Below are 22,580 nucleotides of genomic sequence, written 5' to 3' on the forward strand. Positions count from 1 at the left end.
CAATGAGCATACTAACACGTTATTTCTCTAAATCTGATTTGGATGAAATCAAAAAAGCAGTTGGTGAGGCAGAATCCAAAACCTCTGCAGAAATCGTTCCCTTTTTTGCTGAATCGTCTCACCATTACAAAGAATGGGCATGGCTTGGTGCTTTTCTTATGGGTGGGGTGAGTGGGGTAACCTTTTATACAGCCCAAAATCTCTATGGACTTGTTTGGGGTGGTGAGTCTTTATTTGCCGTTTTGTCGGTTTGGGTGGGTGCTCTTTTAGGTTTAGCCATCACAGCCCTTTTCCCAAAAATTAGAATCAATTTAGTATCTAGAAGCGCCAAACAATACTTTGTCGATCTCAGAGCCAAAGAAGCATTTTTAGATGAAGAAGTTTTTAGAACTAAAAATAGAACAGGTATATTAATCTATATCTCTTTATACGAACACTTTGTACGAGTATTACCTGACAAAGAAATATCCAAAGTTGTTCCAAAGTCTGAGTGGAGCGAAGCGGTACGTTTGATCATAGAAGGGATGAAATCGAATCAGAAAAAAGAAGGGATTGTTTCTAGTATTCTTTTTTGTGGGGACCTACTTAAAAAATACAATATCCAAATTGAGAAAGATGACAAAAACGAAATCTCAAACGAAATCCGTGATGGTGGGAAATTGATGTAATGAATTCCAAATTAAAATTTATAAATTCAAAATTCAATTTCAAGCTACCTAAAGGATGGCTATTTGTTTTGGTCCTATTGCAATTCTTAACCGGTCTCTCTTCTTTTCCCGTTCCCCAATTGGAAAGAAGAGTGATGGACCATGCAGGTATTTTATCTGAAGCAACCATCACAAAACTTGAATCAGATCTGAAACAATTTGAAGCGGATACCTCCAATCAAATCGCAGTCTACACCACTCCGAGCCTCCACGAGGAAAACATAGAAGAAGTTGCAATTGAAATTTTCGACGAATGGAAGTTGGGACAAAAAAACAAAAACAACGGAGTCCTCCTCCTCATTGCACCTAACGAAAGGAAGATGCGGATTGAGGTAGGTCGGGGACTCGAAGGTGCATTAACAGACATACAAGCAAAACAAATCATCCGTAATGAAATTAGACCCAGTTTCAAATCGGGCGATATGGATGGAGGAGTCACTGCCGGCGTCAATTCCATTATGGCAGCGATTCGTGGAGAGTATGCTCCTTCAGAGGATGATGTAGCAACGAACAGAGACAATAGTTTTTCTGATGTAGCACCTTCTGGACTTGTTGGCGGAATATTCACATTCATTTCTATGTTTATTCCCGCATTTGGTGGATTGGTATTTACGATTGTAGGACTCTTTGTCCTTTATCCATTGTTAGTTTTTATCTTTGGCGGAACAGCAGCTCTATTTGTTGCCATTTTTCTTTTTATTTTAGTTATGATCTTAAAAAGAATTTTTGGATTTGGACAAGGTGGCGGTGGGTCTGGGGGTGGCTTTTACAGCGGTGGTGGTTGGTCTAGCGGAGGTGACTCTTGGTCCTCAGGTGGAACAGACAGTTGGTCTGGCGGTGGTGGAGATTCTGCAGGTGGCGGTGCCTCAGGTGACTGGTAAATGAAGATTCTAGCAAATCGCTGACCAAATAAAGTAAATTCATTTGAATCTAAATCGATCGAATTTGAAATGACCTGCCACTTTCGCGCATTAGGTGATTTCTATAAAGATAAGTGTGGAATCATCCTTCCATTGCGATTTGTTCATTCTTTGGAATAACATCGTTTGAATGGAAGGAATCACTTCAGAAAATGGTAAGGAAACTGTATTTTGAATTACCTCTGACAAATCGACCCAAGCCTGAACACCATCGGATTCGTTTAACTCTTCAAACAATCCATCGGTAAATAAAAAAATTCGATCTCCCGATTCTACTTTGGATTCCAAAATTCCATACCTGTAGTGTTCTAAAATTCCAATTATGGGGCCTGTGTTTTCCAACTTAGTGAAGGTTCCATTTTTTTTCATATGAATTTGATTTTGAACACCACCTCCCGCATAACGAAGTATCTTTTGATGGAAATCAAAATCCATGACGAGTGCTGGGAAGTAAATCTGAAGGTCCGCATTTTTATCGTAAAAATGTTGGTTCATATAGAACAACAAATCATTTGGCCGCATGGCTACTGCAGAAACTCGTTCAAACTCAGATTGAATCATCATGGAATAAAGAGCAGCTTGTAAACCGTGTCCTGTAGCATCACCCAAAAAGAATCGGTAATAAAAATCTTGAATTCTTTTTACAAAGTAAATGTCTCCACCTACTTCAGCGATCGGTTTGTATAATAAATCCACTTTGAGAAAGGGGTCTACATCAGGAAGTTTGGTGACACTTTGAATAATGGACTTCGCAAGTCTCATATCTTTGCCTATCTGATCCAGTTTTCCTTGAAGTTCCTCTGTTTTATCTTTTACTCGTGTTTCCAATCGTTCGTTTAAATCAGTGAGTTGGTTTTGAACTTTCTGTAATGTTTTGTTTTTATCGGAAAGTTCTATGGCTAAATTTTCTGCTTCCACAAATCCCTTTGAAAAATTTCTGGCAATGTATACTGATTGAACAAAAAACATCGTAAAAATTCCAAAATGAATCGTAAGTGGGCTATGAATGATTAGATTATTAACAAGTATATCGTTGATAAAACTAGCAATGAAGATGGCAAAACTAAACAAAAATAATACGGCCCCTGATAATGAATCACGTATGGCTCTCGAAATCACAAAAAAAGTATAAATTGCACCTAACAAAGTAAATATCTGAAACGGGACCATCAAATATGTATAAAACGAAGATCTGGTGACTAAAACTATAAAACAAAAGGCGAAACCTAAATACTTTAAAAACTCATATACCCTTCTCGAAAAGTAAGGTTTGAAGAGCAAATAAACGTATCTTGCAAAAATAGGTGTGATCAAAAAGAAACTTAAATAACTTAACTTTAAATGGATTTCCCAAGGTAGGTCTGGATATAATTGAATTATATATTTATTTCCAGTAATAAACACCCGTAAGGCGACAAGAATACATGTGAGCGCAAACCAATAGGTAAAAGGATCTTTTTTTCTGTTCCAAAACAAAAACAAATGATAAATTCCCATAAACAAAATGCTACCGACAAGTAACATATCTCTTAAAATTGCGAATTCATATTTGTTATGGATATCGGATGTTCTTCCCAATGTGATCACTTGAGCAGGACCACCCTTTCTATGATGGTAATTGGAAATTTGTAATACGATGGACGTTTGATTTTCTTTTGGAAAAAAATCAACAATACGAGGACGGTATTCTGGTTTTCCTGTTTGGTAGGAAGTGGCGACAACCCCATTCGAGGCAACTTTTTCCCCATCGATAAACAGGTTGTAGGCGGTTTCCATTTCAGGGACTTTTAGTGAAAGAGGAATCCCTTGTAACCCATGTTTGACTTCTAGACTAAAGGTAGCATAACCATCCCCTGCCAGAAATCCTCGATCCAAAAACGATTCTGACCAAATCCCAGGGACGTTAAAAAAATGTGGTTCACGGCTGGTTGGTAAAGAATCGAATTCTTTTGGAGAGATGAGAAGTCCAGGATAGTATTCCCAATCTCCGGCAAGTTCTAGAGTTTTTGCCGGAGAAAATAGATATGATTCTGCCGACAGAAAACCTTTATTCGCTGTTGGTGGCACATCCTTCGCTATACACGAAATCAGTGCCAAAAACCAAACCATTCCGAACCACCGGAGATTCATTGAAATTGTTAGTCTAACAAACCTATAGGCGGTTTTGAACAGGGATGTATTTTCTTTGATTTTCGCCCACATATATTTGTTTTGGACGAACTTTTGAGAAGTCTCCCTTCATACGTTGTTCTCTCCAATGAGCAAGCCAACCAGGGAGTCTACCGATCACTTGCATCACAGAGAACATATTCTTGGGGATTCCCAACGTGTGAAATACGAGTCCTGAGTAATATTCTAGATTCGGATAAAGAAGATTTTCCATAAAATAGGAATCGTTCCAAACTACTTCGTCTATTTGTAGTGCCACGTCTTCGACTGCACTTAAAGTTCTACCTTTGTAGAATTCACGAATGATCTCACGCGCCACTTTGGCACGAGGACTTACGACGTCATAAGCCTTTTGTCCAAATCCATTAGTTTGGATGTTTAGGCCTCCCCGTTTGAATCTTTCGAAATAGTCTTTAACAGGTGTTTTTGTTTTGATGATGTCTTCGATTAGACCAATGGCTGCAGTAGGCCTTCCCCCTTCACGAGCTCCCCACTGAGCCATGATCCCAGCAGAAATCGAAGCAAATAAATTGGCCTGTGTAGATCCTACTACTTGGACTGCTGTGTTGGATACATTTTGTTCATGATCCGCATGTAAAATCCACATTTGGTTTAGGATACGATCAAACTCTTCTGGAACAGAATAATTGTCTGCAGGCATTTTATGCATCATGTAAAGAAAGTTAGTGCAATATGGATTTTTATCCAATGGATACACAAACGGATGGCCGACGGCGTGTTTGTAAGTGAAAGCGGCAATTGTGCGAATCTTTGCAAGTAACCTTGCAATCAAGTCTACACCCATATCAAGTTTTTCTTCGTATTCTTCTAAATAATAACTAGAAAGAGATGTCACCATAACTGATAAAACAGCAAGAGGATTGGCAACACCAGGGAAACCATCAAATAGATTCAACATATCTTCATGAATCATTGAGTGTTTAGATAGTCGACTAGAGAAATCATTTAACTCTTGCTTGGTGGGAAGATTTCCATAAATTAATAAAAACGAAGTTTCCACAAACGTGGATTGGTAAGCAAGTTCTTTCAAATCATAACCGCGATAAGTCAATTCGCCTTTTTCTGGATCACGTCTGGATACTTTTGACAATCCAAGAGCAGTGTTGAACAAACCAGGATCAACAGTCACGAGTCCCGTTTTTCTATAAAAATCGGTTAGGTCGATTCCTTCCTTTCCATCGGTACCAACGATGACCGGTAATTTGTATGTTTTGCCCTTGACGTGGAATTCCACTTCACTCATGAAAAGACCTCTCTCCCTCCTAACTTACGGAAGGGAAGTTAGGAATCTAGAATAATTTAGACTTGGGTGAGTGCAGAATTAAGAGAATCGTGAATGAGGACAAAGTCAGTCAAACCTACAATGTCCATCACTTTGCGAAAGTGGGTATTGAGACCTGCAAATTCGATTTTTCCTTGGTTCTCAGAAGATTTTGTAATCAAACTGATAAGGGTAGCAATTCCTGCAGAATTGATATAAGAAGTTTCGGAAAAGTTCAAAATAACGCGAGTACGTTTGTCAGAAGGGATGGATTCATAAGATTCAACAATTTCTTCTTCGGCTTCGGACGTAATTTCGCCAGATATATGAATCACAGGGAGGTTCCCCCCGTTCTCAAATCCCAACCGAATCTTAAACTCTTCCATCATTAGCTTCCAGGGAAATCCACTGAGAACGCGGGTCAACAAAAATTAGGATTTCGATTTTCTTTCTTCTTTCGTCAATCGGCCGAAGGGTTGTTTGCATTTTCTACAGACAAAGTACACATCAGTCGGTGTAGCTGATATCCCGACAAGACCCATGGCGATCATTCCCCATGCGGAGTATTTTACAACTTTGCGTGCATTTTCGTCACCACGTGTGGTCCCACAATCACAAGTGGGTCGATCGGCTTTTTTAATGATTTGGTTCATAAAGACAAGTGTTCGGCTCCGACCCGTAGGCGGAACCGAAAAAGGCAATGATTAATTTTTAGAAAGGTGTTCTACGTATTTAGCAAGGATGCGAATGTTATCATCACCCAAATGTCCGTAAGCAACCATCGGAGATCCTTTGATTCCTTCTTTTAATGTTTTAGTCACACCAGCAGCAGTATTTCCATTTTTCCATTCCGAAGCAGGAGCTTTGTAACTTCTTGGTTTTGGGTTGAGAGCCGCAGCAGCCGCACCATCACCAGCACCTTTCTCACCGTGGCAAGAAGAGCAGTTTTGTAGGTAGAGTTCTTCCCCTTTGGCTAGCTCAGGATCTGCACTTGCGCCAGATTCAACAGCAGCTGGTGTTTCTTCTTTTGGTTTGGAATCGCCACAAGCTACCATCACAAATGCGAAGGAGAGTGCGAATAGAGAGACTAAGACTTTTTTTGAGTTCATTTCTTACTCCAAGATAAGGTTGGCTCCAGTCTCTCACCCTTCTTGTCTTTTGAAAAGAAGAAATCACTGTTTTTCTAAAAGATTTGAAAGAGCCTTTTCTAAATTTTGAAACTGAAACTCATAACCTGCAGAAAGAAGTCGTTCAGGAAGCACATACTGCCCTTTGGTCACTACAACTGAACCTTCTCCATAGAGCGCTTGTATGGCGAAAGAGGGAACTTTAAAAATGTTAGGACGGTGGAGAGTTTTTGCCAATACTCGAGAGAACTCTTCGTTACTGACAGGAAAAGGTGATACCAAGTTATAAGCACCTGATGCCGATTCTAACTGCATTAAGTGTAAAATGGCAGAAATAAAATCCAATATATGGATCCAACTCATTCCTTGTTTTCCGGAAGCAATCGAACCACCCACTCCCAATAAAAAAGGAGGGACCATTTTTTCCAAAGCTCCTCCTTTCGGAGATAGAACGATTCCAGTTCGCAAAACCAAAGTACGGATGCCTGCGGATTTTAATAAATTGGTTTGGTTTTCCCAATCCACACAAAGTTTCGCAAGGAAGTCTTCACCTGGTGCAGAATTTTCAGTGAAAGGTAAATGAGTTCCATCACTCATTCCATAATAACCAACGGCACTTGAATTGATAAAAACTTTTGGAGGAGATTTTAGATCCAAAACACGAGCAACAAGTCCTCTGGTAAAATCAACCCGGGAAATTCCGATGAGTCGTTTGCGTTCCTCCGTCCACCGAACACCCGCTATTGGCTCTCCAACTAAGTTAACGATGGCATCCAAACCTTCTAAGTCTGCAGTTTGAGGCAAAATACAAGAAACAAATTCCAATTCAGGAAAGGAGGAAAGTGCAGGAGGTAAGGAAGATTTTCTCGAAAACACTCGAAAACGATGGCCCTTACGAACTGCCGTTTCAATGAGCGATGTACCAATAAGGCCTGTACCACCAAGAATCCCAATTTTCATTTGATCTCCATTTGGATAGAATCATAAAAAAAGAAGTAGCCCATTTTGTGAGTAAACATAAATTTTTCTTTCATATGAGATCCGTTGTTGTCCTTCCCATTCTCTTCGCCATTTCTCTTGTTCTCTTCGGGAACTATTATCTATTTTCTGGAACTAAAAAAAGCATTGAAAGATACAAAGAAAACCCACCGTTCCGTATCGAAGATGTTACTGGATCTGGTGGAGTTCATTTTCTATTAGACAAAGATAAAAATACTGTTTGGAGAAAGAAACAAAATGCAAAGGAGGATTTTGATTTTTTCTTAGAAATGAAATTGTCCCATTTTTGGGAAGGAAGTATTTTTTTACCGCGTAAGTTTCAAGATCTAACCGTTTATGCCTGCCCCGGCGAATCATTACCGGCTTTTCAAATGCGATTTTTGTTACGTGAAAGCATCAATGTAGATAAAGAACTGAGAATGCCCAAAGATGAACTAACATTTGTTTACCGGTTTGAAGAAAAAAACAAATCGCAAGTTTCCATCCCCCTCTTGAAACTTCCAAAATTTCAAAAAGAAACCAACTACCCTAAAAATATCTATATCTTGACACCGGAGTTTAAAATTCTTTCTTCGGAAGGTTGTTTATCGGAAGTAGAACTTAAAGAAATAAAGTAACTTGTATTCTTAAAAAGATTTTAAGTCACTTGGTTGTTTGATTGTTTTTCTATTTCTGCTTTTAGTTCGATTATACTCATATACAAATTGGCAAATGTTGTGAGTTGGTTCATAGCATCTTGCAGGCCTGCCTTAAACAAAAGTCCGTTGTCCATATGTTCCCGAAAGATGGTAAGCGGATTTTCCGCCTCCATACTTTCTACCGTTTTTTGGTAGGATTCCATAAGCTCTTTTTTATCTGATAAAGACTCAGGAACTTTCCAACCATTGGACAACCGACTCATAAAAAACTATCTGCCTTCGACTTCCAGAAGTTTGGTGGTCTTTACGATCAGACGAGTGACAATATAAAAAACTAAACCAAAACCAAAAAACCAAGTATGGAATGGTTTCCAAATCCCAGTAATGTCTGTGGCACGAAGTATTGGTTCTTGGAAATAAACTTGAATTAAATCAAAAACAGTAAAAACAACAATGATTCCAAACAAACTTGGGTATTCACGTTTCCAAATATTTCGAAAAGAGAAACCTAAATTAGGTTTCACATATCCAGAAAGTCTAGGAATGAAAGCTGGTGTTTTGTCTGCCCACTCCAAATATCCTTTTGCGAATTTCCCACGAAGGAAGTATTCTTCTGCGAATATAATCCTTTCGTAATATAGATAAAAGAACATGATGTAAACGAGAGCAAAAGCGAAATCCCGAAGAATAAAAACTGGCCCGAGATACATCAGAAAATTCCCTACATAAAGAGGGTGTCTGACTAACGAATAAATTCCTGATTGGTTTACCACATCAGCAACTTGTTGTTTTGTGTTTCTACCCGAAGTGTTTTTGGGTGTGTATCCAATCGTAAAACATCTAACAAAAAGTCCCGCAAAACTTACAAGAAATGCTCCACAAAGCCAATATAAATTGGAGTTATAGTTACCTTGAAAATAAGGGACATACGGTAGATACAGTAAGGAAAGGAACAAAATGACTCCTGGAATGTAGGAGCGCCATCGGAAGAGAAAATTGCCTTGTTGGTTGAGTTCTTCTATAAGTGCCATGTGAATTCGTACTTGCTTCCTTTGATTAAGTTGTTAGCATTCGTCCTATGTCAATCAAATCCTTTATCCCTGCAAAGTTCAATCTCCCGGCTTTATGGTTTACGGATCTGACTCTTCCCGTTCTCAATAAAATGGTCCACAATCTAGAATCGATCGAGATCTCAGAAACGGACCAAAAGACATTAAAATCCTTTCAAAAAGAAAGATTACTTTATATCTCCAATCACCCAACTACCAAAGAACCTGGTGTGGCTTACCATTCGGCAAACATCATGGGTTCAAGGTTTCATTATATGGCCGCAAGAGAGGTATTTGAATGGGCTTACGGCTTTGTTGGTGACTTCATCCAATCCATAGGAGCCTATTCTGTGTTAGCTGGAGCACCGGATCGTGAATCACTCAAAGCATCCAGGGAAATTTTAGCATCATCAGGAGGGAAACTCGCCCTTTTTCCAGAAGGAGAACCCACGAGTGGAATGAACGATACCCTCCTACCCTTCCAACCGGGGGTGGCCCAATTAGGTTTTTGGGGTTTGGAAGATGCACTGAAAAAAGATCCAGAAGCAAAAATTTGGATTTTACCCACCTTCGTTAAGTACAGAATGACCGGTTCGATTCAATCCATGCAAAAAGACATTGATCAAACCATTACTAAAATGGAACAGAAGTTAGGGATCGAAAAGACCGGAAAAGACATCGTCCACAGATTTTTATCTGTGGGAAAACGAATGATTGAAAGAGAAGAAAAAGAATACGGAGTACCTGTCGAAGAAGGAAGAGCCGATGACTTTGATTACCGACTGGGACGAATGCGCCATGCCATGCTCGACAACATTGCAAGAAAAGCCAACATCCCCAAGTGGGACGCGGATGCCAATGCCATCGAAAAACTACGAAGGATCTTAAGTGTTCTCGAAATGGTGTCTGTCGGAATGCCCGATCCGAATGGCGATCTTCCTAGTTTAGAAATGGCCACTTGGGCAAGAAAAGCGGCCACCAAAGCCTACGATTTTATTACCATTCAAACTGCCTATATTAAAGAACTACCGAGTGCGGAACGATTGTATGAGTTTTTGTATCGCTACGAAAACGAACTTTTTGGAGAATTTAGACCCAGACCTCACAAAGCAGTCGTTAGATTTGGAACACCATTCACGATCAACGAATACTTAAGTTCTTATAAAGAAGACAAAAAGAAAACGCTAGATTCCATTACAGAACGTCTAAGAAAAGAGTTACAAACAATGCTTGTGGAAGAAAAATCCAAATCCAACCCTTTGTTTCCGAGCCAATATATTTTTTAATGGAAGCCTTTCGTCCAGATCAAGTAAAGGATTGGGTCACCCAGTCTAAGCCCATAGAAATGACAACCTATGGTGCTTCCAAAACATTGGATGAAAACCTAGTAACCATATTGGATTCACTTACAGAAAAATATGGAATTTCAGACTTATCGGCAATTCTTTTTACTATCGTTAAAGATCTAATCCTCAATGGCTTTAAGGCCAACTTCAAAAGACTTTTCTTTCAAGAGAACCAACTAGACATTCACTCACCCGCCGACTATGAGTTAGGTGTAAGAATGTATAAAAGCCTGATCCTTTCTGGTCGAGGAAATACTTTCGAACCATTAGCTAGGGAAAAAAATCTCTATGTTCATATCAAAATTGAACATAACGAAACCCAGATAAAATTTGATGTGAGAAACAACACAATGCTTGTCCGAGGAGAGATGCAAAAAATTAGAAACTCTCTATTACATGCACAAAACTACAATGATATTATGGAATACTATATTGAAAGAGGAGATAATTCGGAAGGAGAAGGGATTGGGATCGCCCTTTGTGTCATCCTACTCAAGGGCGAAGGCCTTCCTACGGACCAATTTCGGATCTACCATGAGGATGGAGAAACGATAGCACAGCTTACCATCCCGCTAAAGAAAGGCTAGCCCAAAGAACCATTTCTCAGATTTTGGATTTATGGGTTCTGCTACTGTCCTCTCGAATGATTCCATTCCTAATGTTCTCTCCGACATCGTTGCCAATGAATCAAACCATGCGCTTTGGTTAAATACACTTTCTCTTTTAGAACATTTGGGTTCTAGAAAAATCCTTCTCACCCAATCCAGCGAAGAAACATCGGAAATGATTCTAAGACATGCCACAGAAGAAGCAAGGCACGCTCTCTTCTTTAAAAAAGCTGCCCGCACCATAAAGCCCAGTTTCCAATGGGGATACCAAAATTCCGCTCTGGTCCGGGGGACTGCGGCAAGAATTTATTTCGCAAAACTAGATACCTTAGTTCGCCGGAGTTTACGGAAAGTGTTTACTGATGAAAAACAATTCACCTACCTTGCCTATTTGTATACCACCACTGTCATCGAAAAACGGGCTATGGTCGTCTATGCAGCCTATGACGAAATTTTGGACAAAACCGGCTCTCCCATTCGCCTAACCAACCTGATTTTAGAAGAGGAAGGCCACCTTTCCGAAATGAGTTCCGAAATGTTCCGCCTTGACCCGGGGGCAAAGGAAAGATTGGCAAATTTAGAGGCCGAAGAAGCGAAAATTTTCAATCGATTCTGGCTCCAAATCCGTGAATTCTCACTGAATTAAAAAAGGCTTGCGGAAAAAATCCGAGCCTGGTTTTCTTCAACCATCTTCATGCGACATAATACTATTATTGGATCTTTGAGAAAATGGGATTAGAAGTCTTTTTATTGCCTTTTTTGGCCAGTGTTGCGGTAACCATTGGGCTACGTCGTTTAGACAAATCCAACACCAAACTGTCCCAACTCAAACGTTATGCGTCTAAATTGACCGACGAAATCCATGGAGTGGCTCTTCAAAAAATCCAATTGGTAAAAGATGCCGGAATTGACTTAGACATCCTTGTGAAACAATCCCGAAAAGTTGCCGAAGACATCCAATCTTTAAGTTCCGAGTCCCGCGACCTCTTCGAAAAAATCCGAGCGAGTAAAGACTACCTATCTTCTTTATCAGGAGAGATGGAACAAATCCAAGATTTGAGTACCCAAGTCCGTCGGGAAAAACAATACATGGAAGAAGGACTCTCTCAAATCAATACCCACAAACGAGAGTTACGTGAAGTTTCCGAAGACATGGAATCCCTTCACAACGAATCCATTTCAATGTTGGATACCTTTCAAAATAAACTCAACCTGAGAAGTGATGAGATTTTACAATCTGTAGCTCATAAGATGGTGGAGCTAGAAAGTCTACTTGAAACTAAATCAGAATTTTTGGACAACTCACTTTCTAAAATTGCAGAGACAGCTCGCGAAAAACTTTTATCTCACGCAGAAGTGATGGTTGGTGAAACTGCTGGTCGTCTGGACCATGCACGCAAGGAAATGGACTTATTACTCGAGTCCATGAAATATGCACAAGGAGATTTGGATGTTCGCCTAACAAAGTTTGAAGATACGTCCTCACTTCTTTCTGACAAAGTAGATAAATTTGATGAAAGGTTAGAAGAAAAATACCAACGTGCTTCCGGCAAACTAGACGAAAAAGTAAACCTTCTCGATAAAAAAATCCAAGAACGTTTTGATTCCATCTTTGACCAAGTCACTCATACGAAAGATTCGTTTATGAAGGGCCTCTCCCAAGAAACAGATGCTATCAAACGTGAAATTGAAGATCTCTCTTTGGAAACACTTTCCAAACGAGATGACATCATCAATGAAACCAGAAGACAAGCTGATGGAATCAACCAAACCATTATCCAATTCCAAGAAAAATATTTGGAAGCGGAAAACAAACTCCTACGCCAAGCAGACATTCGCAAACAAGAGCTGATTCGTGAAATAGAAGCTTTCTCTGAAGAATTCCACCGCATCTCGGAAGAATTAAAAGAAGAAGCAAGTTCATTGAAAAAAAGTGCACTCCAAGAACTCAAAGATTTCGATCGTGAGTTGGATACTGTTCGTTCTAACCAAGAGACGGTGATCAAAACTTCTCTTTTTGAATTAAGAAAAGAACTCGAAGAAAGAATGCATTCTGATTTTCAAATCCAAAAAACAGAGATGGAATCGGATTTAGAAACAGTACAGTCCCAGGTGAAAGACTTAAGTGAATCCATAACAGCACAAACGAAAGATGTAGATGAATATGTTGAAGAATTAAAATCTGCACTCCGCGAATCAGCACATGAAATTTTAGAAACAGCAGAAGAAAAAGCCAAAGAATCGGAAGAAATTGTAACCGAAAAGATTCGAATCGCTAATGCCAATTTAGAGCAGTTTGTTAGCAAATGGGAAGACGAACTCGCAAAAATGCGAGACGACCAAAACTATAGCATTGAAAGATTGCAGGACCGATTAAAAGAAATCCATGTGGAAGGAGCTGACCTACTCGGTGAATTCCAAAACCAATTCCAAAAAGCAAAATCCAATTTGGAAATGGCGGCAGAATCCAAAACCAAAGAAAGTATTTCTCGTTTGGAAGATGAGGCAAAACTTGCTCGCAGCGAAGTGGATCGAATCCTCAAACATTTAGAGGAATCGGGAGAATCTTTCTTTAATTTACAAGAAGAGAAAATGGATAGACTCAATGAAACCATTGATTCGAAAATTTCCCACCAATTGACAAAACTTTTGGACAAAGGAAATATCCAACTCGGCCAACTCGAAGAAAAAATTACAAATCACCTAAGTACAGTTCGTCGCAATTTAGAAGAGAGTATCAAACGTTCCAAAGACGAATCCAAAAAACAAATTGAAACTTACCAAAGAGATTACGAAAAATCATTCAAAGAAATTGCGAAAGAAAGCCAAGACTTCTTAAAAGAAAGTTTGGAGCGTTTTCAAGATTTGAAATATGAGATCGGGAATGGTCTGCAAGATCTAAATGATACCAAGGAAGAAACTCTCTCCAGTTTCCAATCCGAAATGGAAACACTAAAAGAGGAAATCCTTACTCTTTCCAGCGAACTAGAAACAGTAAAAGAACATTCTGATTTATTTGCTTCCGCCAAACAAATTGCAGACGAATCCAACCGGGCCGTAGAAGAAATCTCAGAAGCCTTACAAGCCTTAGAAAAAGGCAGACCTGATCTTGACCTCTACCAATCGGCAATTTCTGAATTTTCGGAACTTAGAAAAGAAATCGCAAGTGAACTAGAAACTCTAAAAGAAGCTCAGTTCCAAACAGAAGATATCGACAAACAGGTACAAATTCTTGCATCGAACCTTGTCCATGTTTCTGAAACTATGGAAGGTTTTGAACAAAGCTTAACAGAGATTACTTCAATCGAAAATCGAGTGACCAAACTCACGACAGAACAATCGAAAATTGAATCCTTCCTTTCTTCCTTACAAGAATCACAAGACTCTGTTTTCCATTTGGTCGAAAACTTAGAAGGCCAAAAACACAATGCACGGGAACTCCAGGCTCGCCTCGACATCCTTGACCGCGAAATCGAAGTGGTGGAAGCACGGGAAAAAGAACTTACCGAAACCATCCGCCAAGCGGAAAACCGAACTTCCTTCCTTGTGGAACGAGAAGCACAGATCGATTCGGTGGAACGCAAGTTTGATAAAATTGAAGAGCTGCTAGGTGACCTTTCTGACCGCCACCGCCAAATCCTTACCCTCCAAAAACGTTTGGAAGACCTGAAAGAATCCTCAAGAGAAACCAAAGACGATTTGGAATCCCTCCTGGGAGAAGCAGACGAAACCTTCGAAAAACTTTCCGAATTCCTGGATATCGTTCAGGGAGCAATGCAAAGCCCCGCTCCGACTGGAAAATCGGACCGAAAAGTTTCGGGAAATCCCCTTGTCGAGAGAAAAAGAGCGACCATCCAGAACCTCCACGACAACTACCAATGGTCTTCCGAGGCAATTAGTGAAAAATTAAATATTGAAAAATCCCTCGTAGATAGCATCCTCGGAGTTAGAAAGAAATAAAACCGAGGTATCCATGTCCGAAGAACAAACAGAAACAACGTCGAAGGAATCCCTAATTGTCACTTCTAAAGTGAAAGCATACATCAAAAGTAAGGGATTTATGACTTCTGGCGATGCGATTGATGGAATCAACGATGAAATCTACCGACTGATCGACAAAGCTTTGGAAAGAACCTCTGCAAACAAAAGAACAACGGTTCGGTCCACAGATTTCTAATCCGTGATTTACATTAAAAACAAATCAGAAATTGAAAAGATGAGGAAGGCGGGAAAATTTGCCGCCGAACTCCTCGTTTACCTAGAACCTTTCGTAAAAGCTGGGGTCACCACCCTAGAACTAAACGATTTGGCAGAAGCTTTTACCAAAAAAAACGGCCACAGATCGGCTCCTCTAGGATACAAAGGGTTTCCTAAATCCATCTGTTCTTCCATAAACCATGTGGTTTGCCATGGAATTCCTAAAAAAGAAGATGTCCTTGCCAATGGAGACATTGTGAACTTGGACGTATCCCCGATTGTGGATGGATACATTGGAGACACCTCCAAAACCTTTATCGTGGGGGGAAAATCCTCTCCCGAAGCAGAAAAACTGGTTTTTGATACAGAAAAAGCCATGTGGGTCGGAATTGAGCAAATAAAGCCAGGAAACCGGATTGATGATATCGGTAACGCAATCGATGATTTTTTAACTCCTTTGGGCTATGGGATTGTGCGGGATTTAATGGGACATGGCGTGGGACGCAATTTCCATGAAGAACCACAAGTGCCTCACTTTCGCTCTCCCAGAAAACTAGCAAAAATTGAAGCAGGAATGATCTTCACAGTCGAACCCATGGTCAATTTAGGAACTTGGGAAGTGAATTTTGATAAATCCGACAAGTGGACCGTCCGTACCAAAGATGGAAAACTCTCTGCCCAATTTGAGCATACCATACTTGTCACAGACAAAGGGTACGAAATTCTAACAAAAGTTTGAACAAAAGGTTCTTGCTTTCGCATTCGATTTGTCGTCTAATTCCAAGAGAGGATTTTTTATGAAACTAACCATCACTCTATTTAGTTTATTTGTCATTACATCTGCATCATTTGCCATTTGCCCTGGAAAAGAAAAACGTTCCTGCCCAGGAAAAGACAAACTCGTCGAGTGCCCACACGACGGAAAGTAGTTCTCAATGAATAAAGCCATCCTCTTCGTCGATGACGAACAAATCATTCTGATGAGTCTGAAGTCTCAGCTCAAAAAACATTTTGGGAACGAGTATCGTTATGAAACGGCCCAAAATACAGAAGAGGCGTGGTCTATCATCGAAGAGTTGGCAGAAGAAGGAATCGACATTCTCATCATCATCTCCGATTGGCTCATGCCAAACCAAAGAGGAGATGAGTTCCTTCGAGATGTACACAAAACTTATCCAGGGATTAAAAAAATAATTATTTCTGGTCACATCGATGAGCTTTCACTCAATAAATTGCGAGGGGAAGTAGACTTACATAGTTTTTTAAACAAACCATGGTCTGAGTCGGATTTAATCAAAAAAGTAGAAGACGCCATTGCGAAGATTGCCTAGGTTTTCCTAGGAAACCTCCGCATGTCTCAATCAATCATTCAAAACACAATCGACGACTTAGAATCTTTACGTTCTAAATCACCACTCGTTCACAACATTACAAACTATGTTGTCATGAATAACACCGCGAATGCACTTCTTGCTATTGGCGCCTCTCCGATTATGGCTCATGCCATCGAAGAAGTCGAAGAGATGGTTACAATCTGTTCGGCAACGGTCATCAACATTGGAACTCTTTCAGAACCTTGGATCCAAAGTATGGAAAAAGCAGCAGCAAAAGCTGTTTCTATTGGAAAACCACTGATACTGGATCCTGTGGGTGCCGGAGCGAGTAACTTGCGTAATATGGCAATTCGACGAATCTTAGGTGCAGGTAGCCCGAGTATTGTTCGAGGAAATGCTTCTGAAATTCTATCCACACTCAATTCTTCTGGAAAAACTAAAGGAGTTGATTCTACAGATTCTTCGGATTCAGCAGTGGATTCAGGAAAGTCTCTTTCCAAAGTCACTGGTGGTGTGGTTGTGATCTCAGGTGCAACAGATTATATCTTAAGTGGAACAGACAAAGCGCAAGTGAGAAACGGTGACCCTCTCATGACAAAGGTAACTGGTCTTGGTTGTACTGCTTCTGCTATTTGTGGTGCCTTTGCTGCCATACAAGCAAACCAATTTCGTGCTGCCACCTCTGCTATGGCTGTGATGGGAATCGCCGGAGAAATGGCAAAAACCAAAACGTCTTCTCCAGGTAGTTTCCAAGTAGCATTTTTGGATGCACTTTATGAAATAAGTCCAGATACCATAAAACAAAAGTTAAATGGTGAATAAAATCAATGGGGTCTATTTGGTAACAGATAGACCTCTTTGTTTCCACCATAATTTGGCGGAGGTAGTGCGACTTTCTGCCCTTGGGGGAGTAAACCTTGTCCAACTTAGAGAAAAAGAAACAAACAGCCGTCAATTTTTAGAATTAGCAAAACATATAAAAGAAATCCTAACCCCTTTTCAGGTCCCTCTCCTTATCAATGACCGCATTGATATTTGTTTGGCGGCCGGTGCCGATGGTGTCCACCTTGGCCAATCAGACCTTCCTTGGATGGAAGCTCGTCGTCTCCTTGGATCTTCTGCCATTATTGGTCTTTCCTTGGAAACCAAAGAAGACTATCATTCTTTGATACAAACAGAACCAAAACCTAATTTAGATTATATTGCCGTATCTCCCGTATTCGATACGGCCACCAAAACCAATACAAAACCAGCTTGGGGATTAGAAGGCCTCCATTGGTTAAGAACTCAAACCACAATTCCTATTGTTGCTATCGGCGGAATTAAAGAATCGAATGCGAAATCTGTAATTGAAGCAGGTGCCGATTCGCTTGCAGTAGTCAGTGCGATTTGTTCGGCAAAAGATCCGAAATTTGTAACGGAAACTTTATCGAAAAAATTCCATGCATAAACCGAAACCATTTGGTAGTTTTATTCGTTAGTATCTCTTTGTTGTAAATTCCTATTCCAAATTTCAAAGCCAATCCTTTCAATCGGTGAATCCTGAAAATAAGCACCAAACTCTTGTTTTGTGAGATGTGTTTTTTCAGTAAATTCGGGATCTGTCCAGAAGGCTCTGGGTAAAAATTTTGGCTCCGTAGTTTCAACCCGGTTCCGTTTAGCCACATTTGCATTCCAAGGGCAAACTTCTTGGCAAAGATCACAACCATACACCCAACCCTTTCGGTCCCATTGCAAAAATGATTCTGAAATTTCCGAAGTTTCTCTATCCTCGATGGTTAAGTAAGAAATACATTTTCTTGCATCTATTTTATATTCTTCGAGGGCTCCTGTAGGACAAACATCCAAACATTTACGACAACTCCCGCAGTGGTCCGTGACAATTTCTTCTGGATCTGGTCCACCTAACTCTAAATCGGTTAGAATGGTGGAGAGAAAAAAATAAGACCCTAATGTTGGATGGATCAAATTTGTATTTTTTCCCTGCCAAACAATCCCCGACTCTCTTGTCAGGATTTTTTCAGCGATAGGCAAACTGTCCACGGATTGACGAAATTTATGACCAGGAAACTCACTGCGAAGAGTCTTTAAAATTCGATTGCCTTTCTCTTTTAAAACACTATGATAATCAGAACCTAACGCATAACGAGAAACTTTGGATTCCATTTGGGAAACAACTTGCTCTCCCTCGTTTGACCGGTAAACAAATCCAAGACAAATCACAGAACGAGGGGCAAGGCCCAAATTTTCAAAACGGTTCCGAATTCCCACCGCATGGTCTTTGGCAAACCAAGTCATATTTCCAAACCGGTTTTCCAAAATCCATTCCTCTAGATGTTCTAAATCGGAAGCAGGGATTTTTGCCTCTGCAAATCCAACCAAAGAAAAACCTTCTTTTTCACAAATGGTTTTAATTTGAGAACGAATCTGATAGATTGGATTTGTCATGGGTGAAAAGAAGAATGAAGTGTATCTTAATGAAATTAAGTCAAAGTTGCCAAGCCATTTGTATGTCCATGTCCCAAAACTCGTTTCCTTATTTCCACAAATAGAAGCCCTAGTCACCCTTCCCCAAGGAATTCCAGACTTACTACGAAAGGGAATTTATTTTGCATTACTGCAATCTGTGGTTCGTCTCATCGACAGAAACACGGACCCGCTCCTTCCAGAAATCCTTCCTGAATATGGGGAACTCATTCGTTCTGTTTCCGAAACCTATTCTATTTTACATCCGGAAGCAGAGTCCAACTGGTTAGACGAATGCATCCAATTTGGAGACAAATCTGCTTATCACTGGGAGTGGAAACATTTTGATTCGAGAGAGTTGTTCTAGGTTACAAACTTTCCTTTTCTAAAGATTTTAAAAAATCTGGTGGGATGGGTTTTTTGGATTTGGCTCGGTAATCAAAGTAAACTTGCACAGTCTTTGCCGAAACATAAAGAACATTTGTTTTTTGATCTCGAATCTCGTAAGAAAATTCCCAAGAGGTAGTGCCAATGGAAGAAACCCACGTCTCTACAAAAATGGAAGCACCAGGTAAAACCGAGGCCTTTAAATCCATTTCTACTCGAGCTAAAACAAAAGGAATGTCATCTAGTTCTGATACCGATAAGTAACGATTGCAAAAATCTAATCTTGCTAACTCTAAATAGGACGAATAACTAGCGTTATTGACTCTTCGCATGGGGTCCATGTCATTAAATCGAATTTGGATATCAGTTCGAATCATAGTGTTTTAATCAAAAGACAAAATCGAATCCAATTCGTCACCTCTATGTTTCTATTTTGTATTGGATCTGGACCGATCGTAATAACCTTCGCGATTCAGGACTTCTTCCATAAATTGGATCTAAAAAAGACTTTTTTATTTTATCTTTGGAAATTCCCCAAGAGACCAAATTTTTTTCTACAATGAGAACTCTCTCTTTCACTAAACGTCGATTTTTTGCAAGATTGCCCGATGCATCAGCCGAACCAATGAGTGTAACATATTCTATTTGGGATAAAATACCAGAGTTAAAATGGAATCGTAACGAATCCATCGATTGTTTTTCCAATTGAGAGGAACCAGCAGCAAAGAGAACAGAAAATTCCCGAATCGTGGATTCCGTAACATTTGTATTTTTTTCAAAAGTGGAATTTTCCAATCCGCGTAAAATAGGTGCAGACCCTTTATTTTTTGGACTGTTTGTCCAAATCCAAAGGAGAAGAAAGCCCATTCCGACTAACATTAGGGATATCCAAACCATTACCCGTTAGACTCCCTACTGATTCCTGGAAATTAATTTCAAACTAGTAGACAAAATGATTAAAAAAAAGTAAACTATCAAGTTATGAATTTATTACGAAAACTTTTTATAATTTATTCATTGTCAGTGGGGACATTCTTCGGTTGCAAACCTGCGGAACTTTCCAACACTTGCGATGCGAAAACAGATGCTTTTTTATATGCAACGATCATACGTTATGTTACGGGGGATCGTTCCCCTTCTTGTCTACCCTCTTTTGATTTCCAAGATCTTTGGGGAGTGTTTATGCCAACGCCACCGTCAATCGTAACAAGTATCAATGCGATGACTAGTTATAACGACCAAATCATCATTGGGGGAAGTTTCCAATTCGTAGGCCCTTCTACTGGTAATGTTGTTTATTTAGAAACAGCCACGGGGAAGGTACTACCCAATCGTTATTGTCCTTATTTAAAAGTAGTGGGAACTACGGGTATCGCCATTTCTGATGGGTATGGTGGTTTTTATATTGGCGGTGAATTCTTTGCAGTCCAAGGCGAAGAAAGATTTAGTGTTGCCCATATCCTTCCTGGTTGCCAATTAGATCGTAACTTCAACGTTCTCAATGATAATAATAAAAATATTTATAGCTTATTACTAGCAGGAGATTTCCTCTATTTAGGCGGATATTATACGGACGATAATAGTGGGTATCTGGTTCGTGTGAATCGATATACCGGAGCCTTGGACACTTCGTTCACTCCCAATCCGAATACCCTAGTGTCCGATTTAGAAACCGATGGGGACTCTCTTTATGTTTGTGGAGATTTTACGAATATCGGTGGTTATGCGAAAACTGGTTTAGCGAAGTTTTCTCTCTCCACCGGTCTTATCATATCTTCTTTCACGACAACGATAAACGGAGGTAGTTGCTTAGACTTGCACTACGGAACCGATGCCAATGGAAGTCCGAATATCTATGCCGTTGGTGATTTGACAACCCCAACATTTAGTAGAGCCATATCTTTTTTTCCCGATGGGACTTTAACCACTTGGAATCCAAATCCCAATTTTAAGGTCAACTCCATCCAACAGTATAACAATATACTTTATTTAGCGGGAGAATTCACTACCATCAATGGGGGAACCGCAGCTGCCAATTTAGTATCTGTGAATCATAGCACAGGGACTGCCATAACCACAAATTTCGGCGTCAATGGCGTTGTAGCTACGATTCAAATCATTGAAAATACATTATACTTAACCGGAAGTTTTACCGCTGTGAAATCTGTTCCGAGAAACTATGCTGCGGCACTTTCTTTACCCGATGAATCGGTCACTGCCTTTGATCCGAACTATGATGGTAGTTTCAGCAATCCTGGTTCGGGGATTGTATCGGCAGGGAACGGGGTCGTACTTTTCACTTCCAGTCGTAACACGGTGAATGTAACCGCCCGAAATAATTTTGCCGTTTTAGATGAAGTGACAGGAGCACCGATAGAAGGAACACCTTACTTTGATTTTCCGATCAAAGCCCTTCATAGAGTGAACAACCGACTATTTGTCGGAGGGAGTTTTACCAATATTGCAGGCCAGGCTCGAAACGCTTTTGCCATTTTGGATCTACCCCATTACAATGTAAGCCCTATTAACACCGTCCTTACTGGCTCCCCGGAAATCCGCACGATCACGAGCGATGAATCACAAGTTTATGTAGGAGGAACAAGTTTAGCCAATGTGAACGCTCAAGTTAGAAACGGTGCTTTTGCTCTGAACTTAGGTGACCTTTCCGTTAGTGGATGGAATCCTAATCTCAACGGTAGCGGAGAAAGTTTTCTCGTTGTGTTAGACCTGATATTTCTCGGTGGCTTGTATACAGGGATTAATGGTGATGGTGTCACCACTAGCTACCAAGCCGTGGACAAAGTCACTGGCACTAAACGCAACATTCCTTCTTCCACCAGTTTTCCGAGTAGTGGTGTTTATGCGCAAAGCTTAGCAGGATCAAGAATTTTCCTAGGGGGACAGTTTACGACGATTGGTGGCGTCAGTTACAATAACATTGCTGTGTACAATCTTGCAACACAATCTTACGAACAACCTAACCCGGTGTATGCCGACAATATTGTAAACCATATTGCAGCCTATCCAGATGGGAATGTATTGATTGGCGGATCCTTCACTGCATTGAATGGTGTTGCTAATAACTATTCCCTAGGGGTCTTCAATAGTAACACCAATACTCTTTCTCCTTGGAAGGCATCTATCAATGATGTGGTTTATACATCCATGTATAAAAATGGAAAATACTATCTTGGTGGCGCATTTAGCATAGCACACAAAAGAAGTAATGGTGGGCTCGTTCGGTCTAGTTTGAACGAATGATTACATAACAGACGTTATTCTGTATTTACAAAATTCTTAGATTCAGATACTCAAATAAGATACATTTTTTAACTTAGAATCTTAAGTAGA

The 22,580-nt window shown here is 40.1% G+C and carries 26 protein-coding genes; 15 read left to right on the forward strand and 11 right to left on the reverse strand.

Features of this window, described 5'->3' with window-relative positions; all coding sequences use genetic code 11:
• Positions 1-2 precede the first annotated feature (2 nt).
• Both LEP1GSC203_RS13540 and LEP1GSC203_RS13545 read left to right on the forward strand, forming a co-directional pair.
• The gene (locus LEP1GSC203_RS13540; RefSeq protein WP_198008579.1) at positions 3-668 is read left to right on the forward strand and encodes a TPM domain-containing protein; all 666 of its coding nucleotides are present in this window, start codon (positions 3-5) and stop codon (positions 666-668) included.
• Positions 668-1,588 carry a TPM domain-containing protein gene (locus LEP1GSC203_RS13545; RefSeq protein WP_002974644.1) on the forward strand — a complete coding sequence of 307 codons (921 nt, stop codon included), beginning with the start codon at positions 668-670 and terminating at the stop codon, positions 1,586-1,588. Before LEP1GSC203_RS13540 ends, LEP1GSC203_RS13545 begins: the two co-directional genes overlap by 1 nt.
• A 90-nt stretch (positions 1,589-1,678) precedes the next feature.
• Here LEP1GSC203_RS13545 and LEP1GSC203_RS13550 read toward each other — a convergent pair whose 3' ends face one another.
• From LEP1GSC203_RS13550 to LEP1GSC203_RS13575, 6 genes are all read right to left on the reverse strand, one after another.
• The gene (locus LEP1GSC203_RS13550; protein ID WP_002974573.1) at positions 1,679-3,736 is read right to left on the reverse strand and encodes a SpoIIE family protein phosphatase; all 2,058 of its coding nucleotides are present in this window, start codon (positions 3,734-3,736) and stop codon (positions 1,679-1,681) included.
• 43 nt (positions 3,737-3,779) lie between these two features.
• Positions 3,780-5,060: a citrate/2-methylcitrate synthase gene (locus LEP1GSC203_RS13555; RefSeq protein ID WP_002974587.1), complete on the reverse strand. Its 1,281-nt coding sequence runs from the start codon at positions 5,058-5,060 to the stop codon at positions 3,780-3,782.
• Between the two features lie 56 nt (positions 5,061-5,116).
• The gene (locus LEP1GSC203_RS13560) at positions 5,117-5,467 is read right to left on the reverse strand and encodes an STAS domain-containing protein (protein ID WP_039938032.1); all 351 of its coding nucleotides are present in this window, start codon (positions 5,465-5,467) and stop codon (positions 5,117-5,119) included.
• 42 nt (positions 5,468-5,509) lie between these two features.
• Complete coding sequence (locus LEP1GSC203_RS13565) at positions 5,510-5,731, reverse strand: hypothetical protein (protein ID WP_002974582.1); 222 nt, start codon at positions 5,729-5,731, stop codon at positions 5,510-5,512.
• A 51-nt stretch (positions 5,732-5,782) separates the two neighbouring features.
• Positions 5,783-6,187, reverse strand: a complete 405-nt coding sequence (locus LEP1GSC203_RS13570) for a c-type cytochrome (RefSeq protein WP_002974666.1) — start codon at positions 6,185-6,187, stop codon at positions 5,783-5,785.
• A 63-nt stretch (positions 6,188-6,250) separates the two neighbouring features.
• On the reverse strand, positions 6,251-7,165 hold the full coding sequence (locus tag LEP1GSC203_RS13575) for a TIGR01777 family oxidoreductase (RefSeq protein WP_002974716.1): 915 nt from the start codon (positions 7,163-7,165) through the stop codon (positions 6,251-6,253).
• 74 nt (positions 7,166-7,239) lie between these two features.
• Here LEP1GSC203_RS13575 and LEP1GSC203_RS13580 point away from each other — a divergent pair, with 74 nt between their 5' ends.
• The gene (locus LEP1GSC203_RS13580; protein WP_039938071.1) at positions 7,240-7,821 is read left to right on the forward strand and encodes a hypothetical protein; all 582 of its coding nucleotides are present in this window, start codon (positions 7,240-7,242) and stop codon (positions 7,819-7,821) included.
• Between the two features lie 20 nt (positions 7,822-7,841).
• On the opposite strand, the gene LEP1GSC203_RS13585 is transcribed toward LEP1GSC203_RS13580, so the two are convergent.
• Together LEP1GSC203_RS13585 and lmtA are read right to left on the reverse strand one after the other, a co-directional pair.
• Entirely contained in the window at positions 7,842-8,105 is a 264-nt protein-coding gene (locus tag LEP1GSC203_RS13585) for a hypothetical protein (protein ID WP_002974634.1), read from the reverse strand.
• A gap of 6 nt (positions 8,106-8,111) precedes the next feature.
• Positions 8,112-8,873: a lipid A Kdo2 1-phosphate O-methyltransferase gene (gene lmtA / locus LEP1GSC203_RS13590; RefSeq protein WP_002974584.1), complete on the reverse strand. Its 762-nt coding sequence runs from the start codon at positions 8,871-8,873 to the stop codon at positions 8,112-8,114.
• Between the two features lie 47 nt (positions 8,874-8,920).
• Here lmtA and LEP1GSC203_RS13595 point away from each other — a divergent pair, with 47 nt between their 5' ends.
• The 10 genes from LEP1GSC203_RS13595 to thiE all read left to right on the forward strand — a co-directional run bounded on the left by LEP1GSC203_RS13595 (position 8,921) and on the right by thiE (position 17,826).
• Positions 8,921-10,177, forward strand: coding sequence for a 1-acyl-sn-glycerol-3-phosphate acyltransferase (locus LEP1GSC203_RS13595; protein ID WP_002974708.1), 1,257 nt, complete (start codon positions 8,921-8,923; stop codon positions 10,175-10,177).
• On the forward strand, positions 10,177-10,824 hold the full coding sequence (locus LEP1GSC203_RS13600) for a hypothetical protein (protein ID WP_002974581.1): 648 nt from the start codon (positions 10,177-10,179) through the stop codon (positions 10,822-10,824). Before LEP1GSC203_RS13595 ends, LEP1GSC203_RS13600 begins: the two co-directional genes overlap by 1 nt.
• A 31-nt stretch (positions 10,825-10,855) precedes the next feature.
• On the forward strand, positions 10,856-11,491 hold the full coding sequence (locus LEP1GSC203_RS13605; RefSeq protein WP_002974712.1) for a hypothetical protein: 636 nt from the start codon (positions 10,856-10,858) through the stop codon (positions 11,489-11,491).
• An 83-nt stretch (positions 11,492-11,574) separates the two neighbouring features.
• Complete coding sequence (locus LEP1GSC203_RS13610; protein WP_002974627.1) at positions 11,575-14,805, forward strand: SpiroCoCo family coiled-coil protein; 3,231 nt, start codon at positions 11,575-11,577, stop codon at positions 14,803-14,805.
• A 13-nt stretch (positions 14,806-14,818) separates the two neighbouring features.
• Complete coding sequence (locus LEP1GSC203_RS13615; protein ID WP_002974631.1) at positions 14,819-15,022, forward strand: hypothetical protein; 204 nt, start codon at positions 14,819-14,821, stop codon at positions 15,020-15,022.
• Between the two features lie 3 nt (positions 15,023-15,025).
• Complete coding sequence (gene map, locus LEP1GSC203_RS13620) at positions 15,026-15,781, forward strand: type I methionyl aminopeptidase (protein ID WP_002974705.1); 756 nt, start codon at positions 15,026-15,028, stop codon at positions 15,779-15,781.
• Between the two features lie 58 nt (positions 15,782-15,839).
• Positions 15,840-15,971, forward strand: coding sequence for a hypothetical protein (locus tag LEP1GSC203_RS20095; protein ID WP_002974561.1), 132 nt, complete (start codon positions 15,840-15,842; stop codon positions 15,969-15,971).
• Between the two features lie 6 nt (positions 15,972-15,977).
• Complete coding sequence (locus LEP1GSC203_RS13625) at positions 15,978-16,373, forward strand: response regulator (protein WP_002974709.1); 396 nt, start codon at positions 15,978-15,980, stop codon at positions 16,371-16,373.
• 21 nt (positions 16,374-16,394) lie between these two features.
• Positions 16,395-17,198: a hydroxyethylthiazole kinase gene (gene thiM, locus LEP1GSC203_RS13630; RefSeq protein ID WP_002974750.1), complete on the forward strand. Its 804-nt coding sequence runs from the start codon at positions 16,395-16,397 to the stop codon at positions 17,196-17,198.
• Positions 17,188-17,826: a thiamine phosphate synthase gene (thiE, locus tag LEP1GSC203_RS13635; RefSeq protein WP_039938034.1), complete on the forward strand. Its 639-nt coding sequence runs from the start codon at positions 17,188-17,190 to the stop codon at positions 17,824-17,826. Before thiM ends, thiE begins: the two co-directional genes overlap by 11 nt.
• 20 nt (positions 17,827-17,846) lie before the next feature.
• Here thiE and queG read toward each other — a convergent pair whose 3' ends face one another.
• Positions 17,847-18,824: a tRNA epoxyqueuosine(34) reductase QueG gene (gene queG, locus LEP1GSC203_RS13640; RefSeq protein WP_002974616.1), complete on the reverse strand. Its 978-nt coding sequence runs from the start codon at positions 18,822-18,824 to the stop codon at positions 17,847-17,849.
• On the opposite strand from queG, the gene LEP1GSC203_RS13645 reads away from it, so the two are divergent.
• Positions 18,823-19,209: an LIC_11502 family protein gene (locus LEP1GSC203_RS13645; protein WP_002974714.1), complete on the forward strand. Its 387-nt coding sequence runs from the start codon at positions 18,823-18,825 to the stop codon at positions 19,207-19,209. The two genes, queG and LEP1GSC203_RS13645, sit on opposite strands and share 2 nt — an antisense overlap.
• 1 nt (position 19,210) lies before the next feature.
• On the opposite strand, the gene LEP1GSC203_RS13650 is transcribed toward LEP1GSC203_RS13645, so the two are convergent.
• Both LEP1GSC203_RS13650 and LEP1GSC203_RS13655 read right to left on the reverse strand, forming a co-directional pair.
• The gene (locus LEP1GSC203_RS13650; protein WP_002974660.1) at positions 19,211-19,606 is read right to left on the reverse strand and encodes an acyl-CoA thioesterase; all 396 of its coding nucleotides are present in this window, start codon (positions 19,604-19,606) and stop codon (positions 19,211-19,213) included.
• 43 nt (positions 19,607-19,649) lie between these two features.
• Positions 19,650-20,126 (reverse strand): OmpA family protein, encoded by a 477-nt coding sequence (locus tag LEP1GSC203_RS13655; protein ID WP_039938037.1) that lies wholly within the window; start codon positions 20,124-20,126, stop codon positions 19,650-19,652.
• Positions 20,127-20,210: 84 nt separating this feature from the next.
• On the opposite strand from LEP1GSC203_RS13655, the gene LEP1GSC203_RS13660 reads away from it, so the two are divergent.
• Positions 20,211-22,490: a hypothetical protein gene (locus tag LEP1GSC203_RS13660; RefSeq protein WP_002974602.1), complete on the forward strand. Its 2,280-nt coding sequence runs from the start codon at positions 20,211-20,213 to the stop codon at positions 22,488-22,490.
• Positions 22,491-22,580: the final 90 nt, after the last annotated feature.

Source organism: Leptospira terpstrae serovar Hualin str. LT 11-33 = ATCC 700639, assembly GCF_000332495.1.
GTDB lineage: Bacteria > Spirochaetota > Leptospiria > Leptospirales > Leptospiraceae > Leptospira_A > Leptospira_A terpstrae.

Bases quoted from the DNA above. Each gene is read 5' to 3' on its own strand.
- LEP1GSC203_RS13660 (WP_002974602.1), top strand. From the start codon at position 20,211: ATGAATTTATTACGAAAACTTTTTATAATTTATTCATTGTCAGTGGGG.
- LEP1GSC203_RS13600 (WP_002974581.1), top strand. From the start codon at position 10,177: ATGGAAGCCTTTCGTCCAGATCAAGTAAAGGATTGGGTCACCCAGTCT.
- LEP1GSC203_RS13540 (WP_198008579.1), top strand. From the start codon at position 3: ATGAGCATACTAACACGTTATTTCTCTAAATCTGATTTGGATGAAATC.
- LEP1GSC203_RS13625 (WP_002974709.1), top strand. From the start codon at position 15,978: ATGAATAAAGCCATCCTCTTCGTCGATGACGAACAAATCATTCTGATG.
- LEP1GSC203_RS13645 (WP_002974714.1), top strand. From the start codon at position 18,823: ATGGGTGAAAAGAAGAATGAAGTGTATCTTAATGAAATTAAGTCAAAG.
- lmtA (WP_002974584.1), bottom strand. From the start codon at position 8,873: ATGGCACTTATAGAAGAACTCAACCAACAAGGCAATTTTCTCTTCCGA.
- LEP1GSC203_RS13545 (WP_002974644.1), top strand. From the start codon at position 668: ATGAATTCCAAATTAAAATTTATAAATTCAAAATTCAATTTCAAGCTA.
- LEP1GSC203_RS13575 (WP_002974716.1), bottom strand. From the start codon at position 7,165: ATGAAAATTGGGATTCTTGGTGGTACAGGCCTTATTGGTACATCGCTC.
- LEP1GSC203_RS13605 (WP_002974712.1), top strand. From the start codon at position 10,856: ATGGGTTCTGCTACTGTCCTCTCGAATGATTCCATTCCTAATGTTCTC.
- thiE (WP_039938034.1), top strand. From the start codon at position 17,188: ATGGTGAATAAAATCAATGGGGTCTATTTGGTAACAGATAGACCTCTT.
- LEP1GSC203_RS13565 (WP_002974582.1), bottom strand. From the start codon at position 5,731: ATGAACCAAATCATTAAAAAAGCCGATCGACCCACTTGTGATTGTGGG.
- thiM (WP_002974750.1), top strand. From the start codon at position 16,395: ATGTCTCAATCAATCATTCAAAACACAATCGACGACTTAGAATCTTTA.
- LEP1GSC203_RS13550 (WP_002974573.1), bottom strand. From the start codon at position 3,736: ATGGTTTGGTTTTTGGCACTGATTTCGTGTATAGCGAAGGATGTGCCA.
- LEP1GSC203_RS13570 (WP_002974666.1), bottom strand. From the start codon at position 6,187: ATGAACTCAAAAAAAGTCTTAGTCTCTCTATTCGCACTCTCCTTCGCA.
- LEP1GSC203_RS13555 (WP_002974587.1), bottom strand. From the start codon at position 5,060: ATGAGTGAAGTGGAATTCCACGTCAAGGGCAAAACATACAAATTACCG.
- LEP1GSC203_RS13560 (WP_039938032.1), bottom strand. From the start codon at position 5,467: ATGATGGAAGAGTTTAAGATTCGGTTGGGATTTGAGAACGGGGGGAAC.
- LEP1GSC203_RS13580 (WP_039938071.1), top strand. From the start codon at position 7,240: ATGAGATCCGTTGTTGTCCTTCCCATTCTCTTCGCCATTTCTCTTGTT.
- LEP1GSC203_RS13650 (WP_002974660.1), bottom strand. From the start codon at position 19,606: ATGATTCGAACTGATATCCAAATTCGATTTAATGACATGGACCCCATG.
- LEP1GSC203_RS13585 (WP_002974634.1), bottom strand. From the start codon at position 8,105: ATGAGTCGGTTGTCCAATGGTTGGAAAGTTCCTGAGTCTTTATCAGAT.
- LEP1GSC203_RS20095 (WP_002974561.1), top strand. From the start codon at position 15,840: ATGAAACTAACCATCACTCTATTTAGTTTATTTGTCATTACATCTGCA.
- queG (WP_002974616.1), bottom strand. From the start codon at position 18,824: ATGACAAATCCAATCTATCAGATTCGTTCTCAAATTAAAACCATTTGT.
- LEP1GSC203_RS13655 (WP_039938037.1), bottom strand. From the start codon at position 20,126: ATGGTTTGGATATCCCTAATGTTAGTCGGAATGGGCTTTCTTCTCCTT.
- LEP1GSC203_RS13615 (WP_002974631.1), top strand. From the start codon at position 14,819: ATGTCCGAAGAACAAACAGAAACAACGTCGAAGGAATCCCTAATTGTC.
- LEP1GSC203_RS13610 (WP_002974627.1), top strand. From the start codon at position 11,575: ATGGGATTAGAAGTCTTTTTATTGCCTTTTTTGGCCAGTGTTGCGGTA.
- LEP1GSC203_RS13595 (WP_002974708.1), top strand. From the start codon at position 8,921: ATGTCAATCAAATCCTTTATCCCTGCAAAGTTCAATCTCCCGGCTTTA.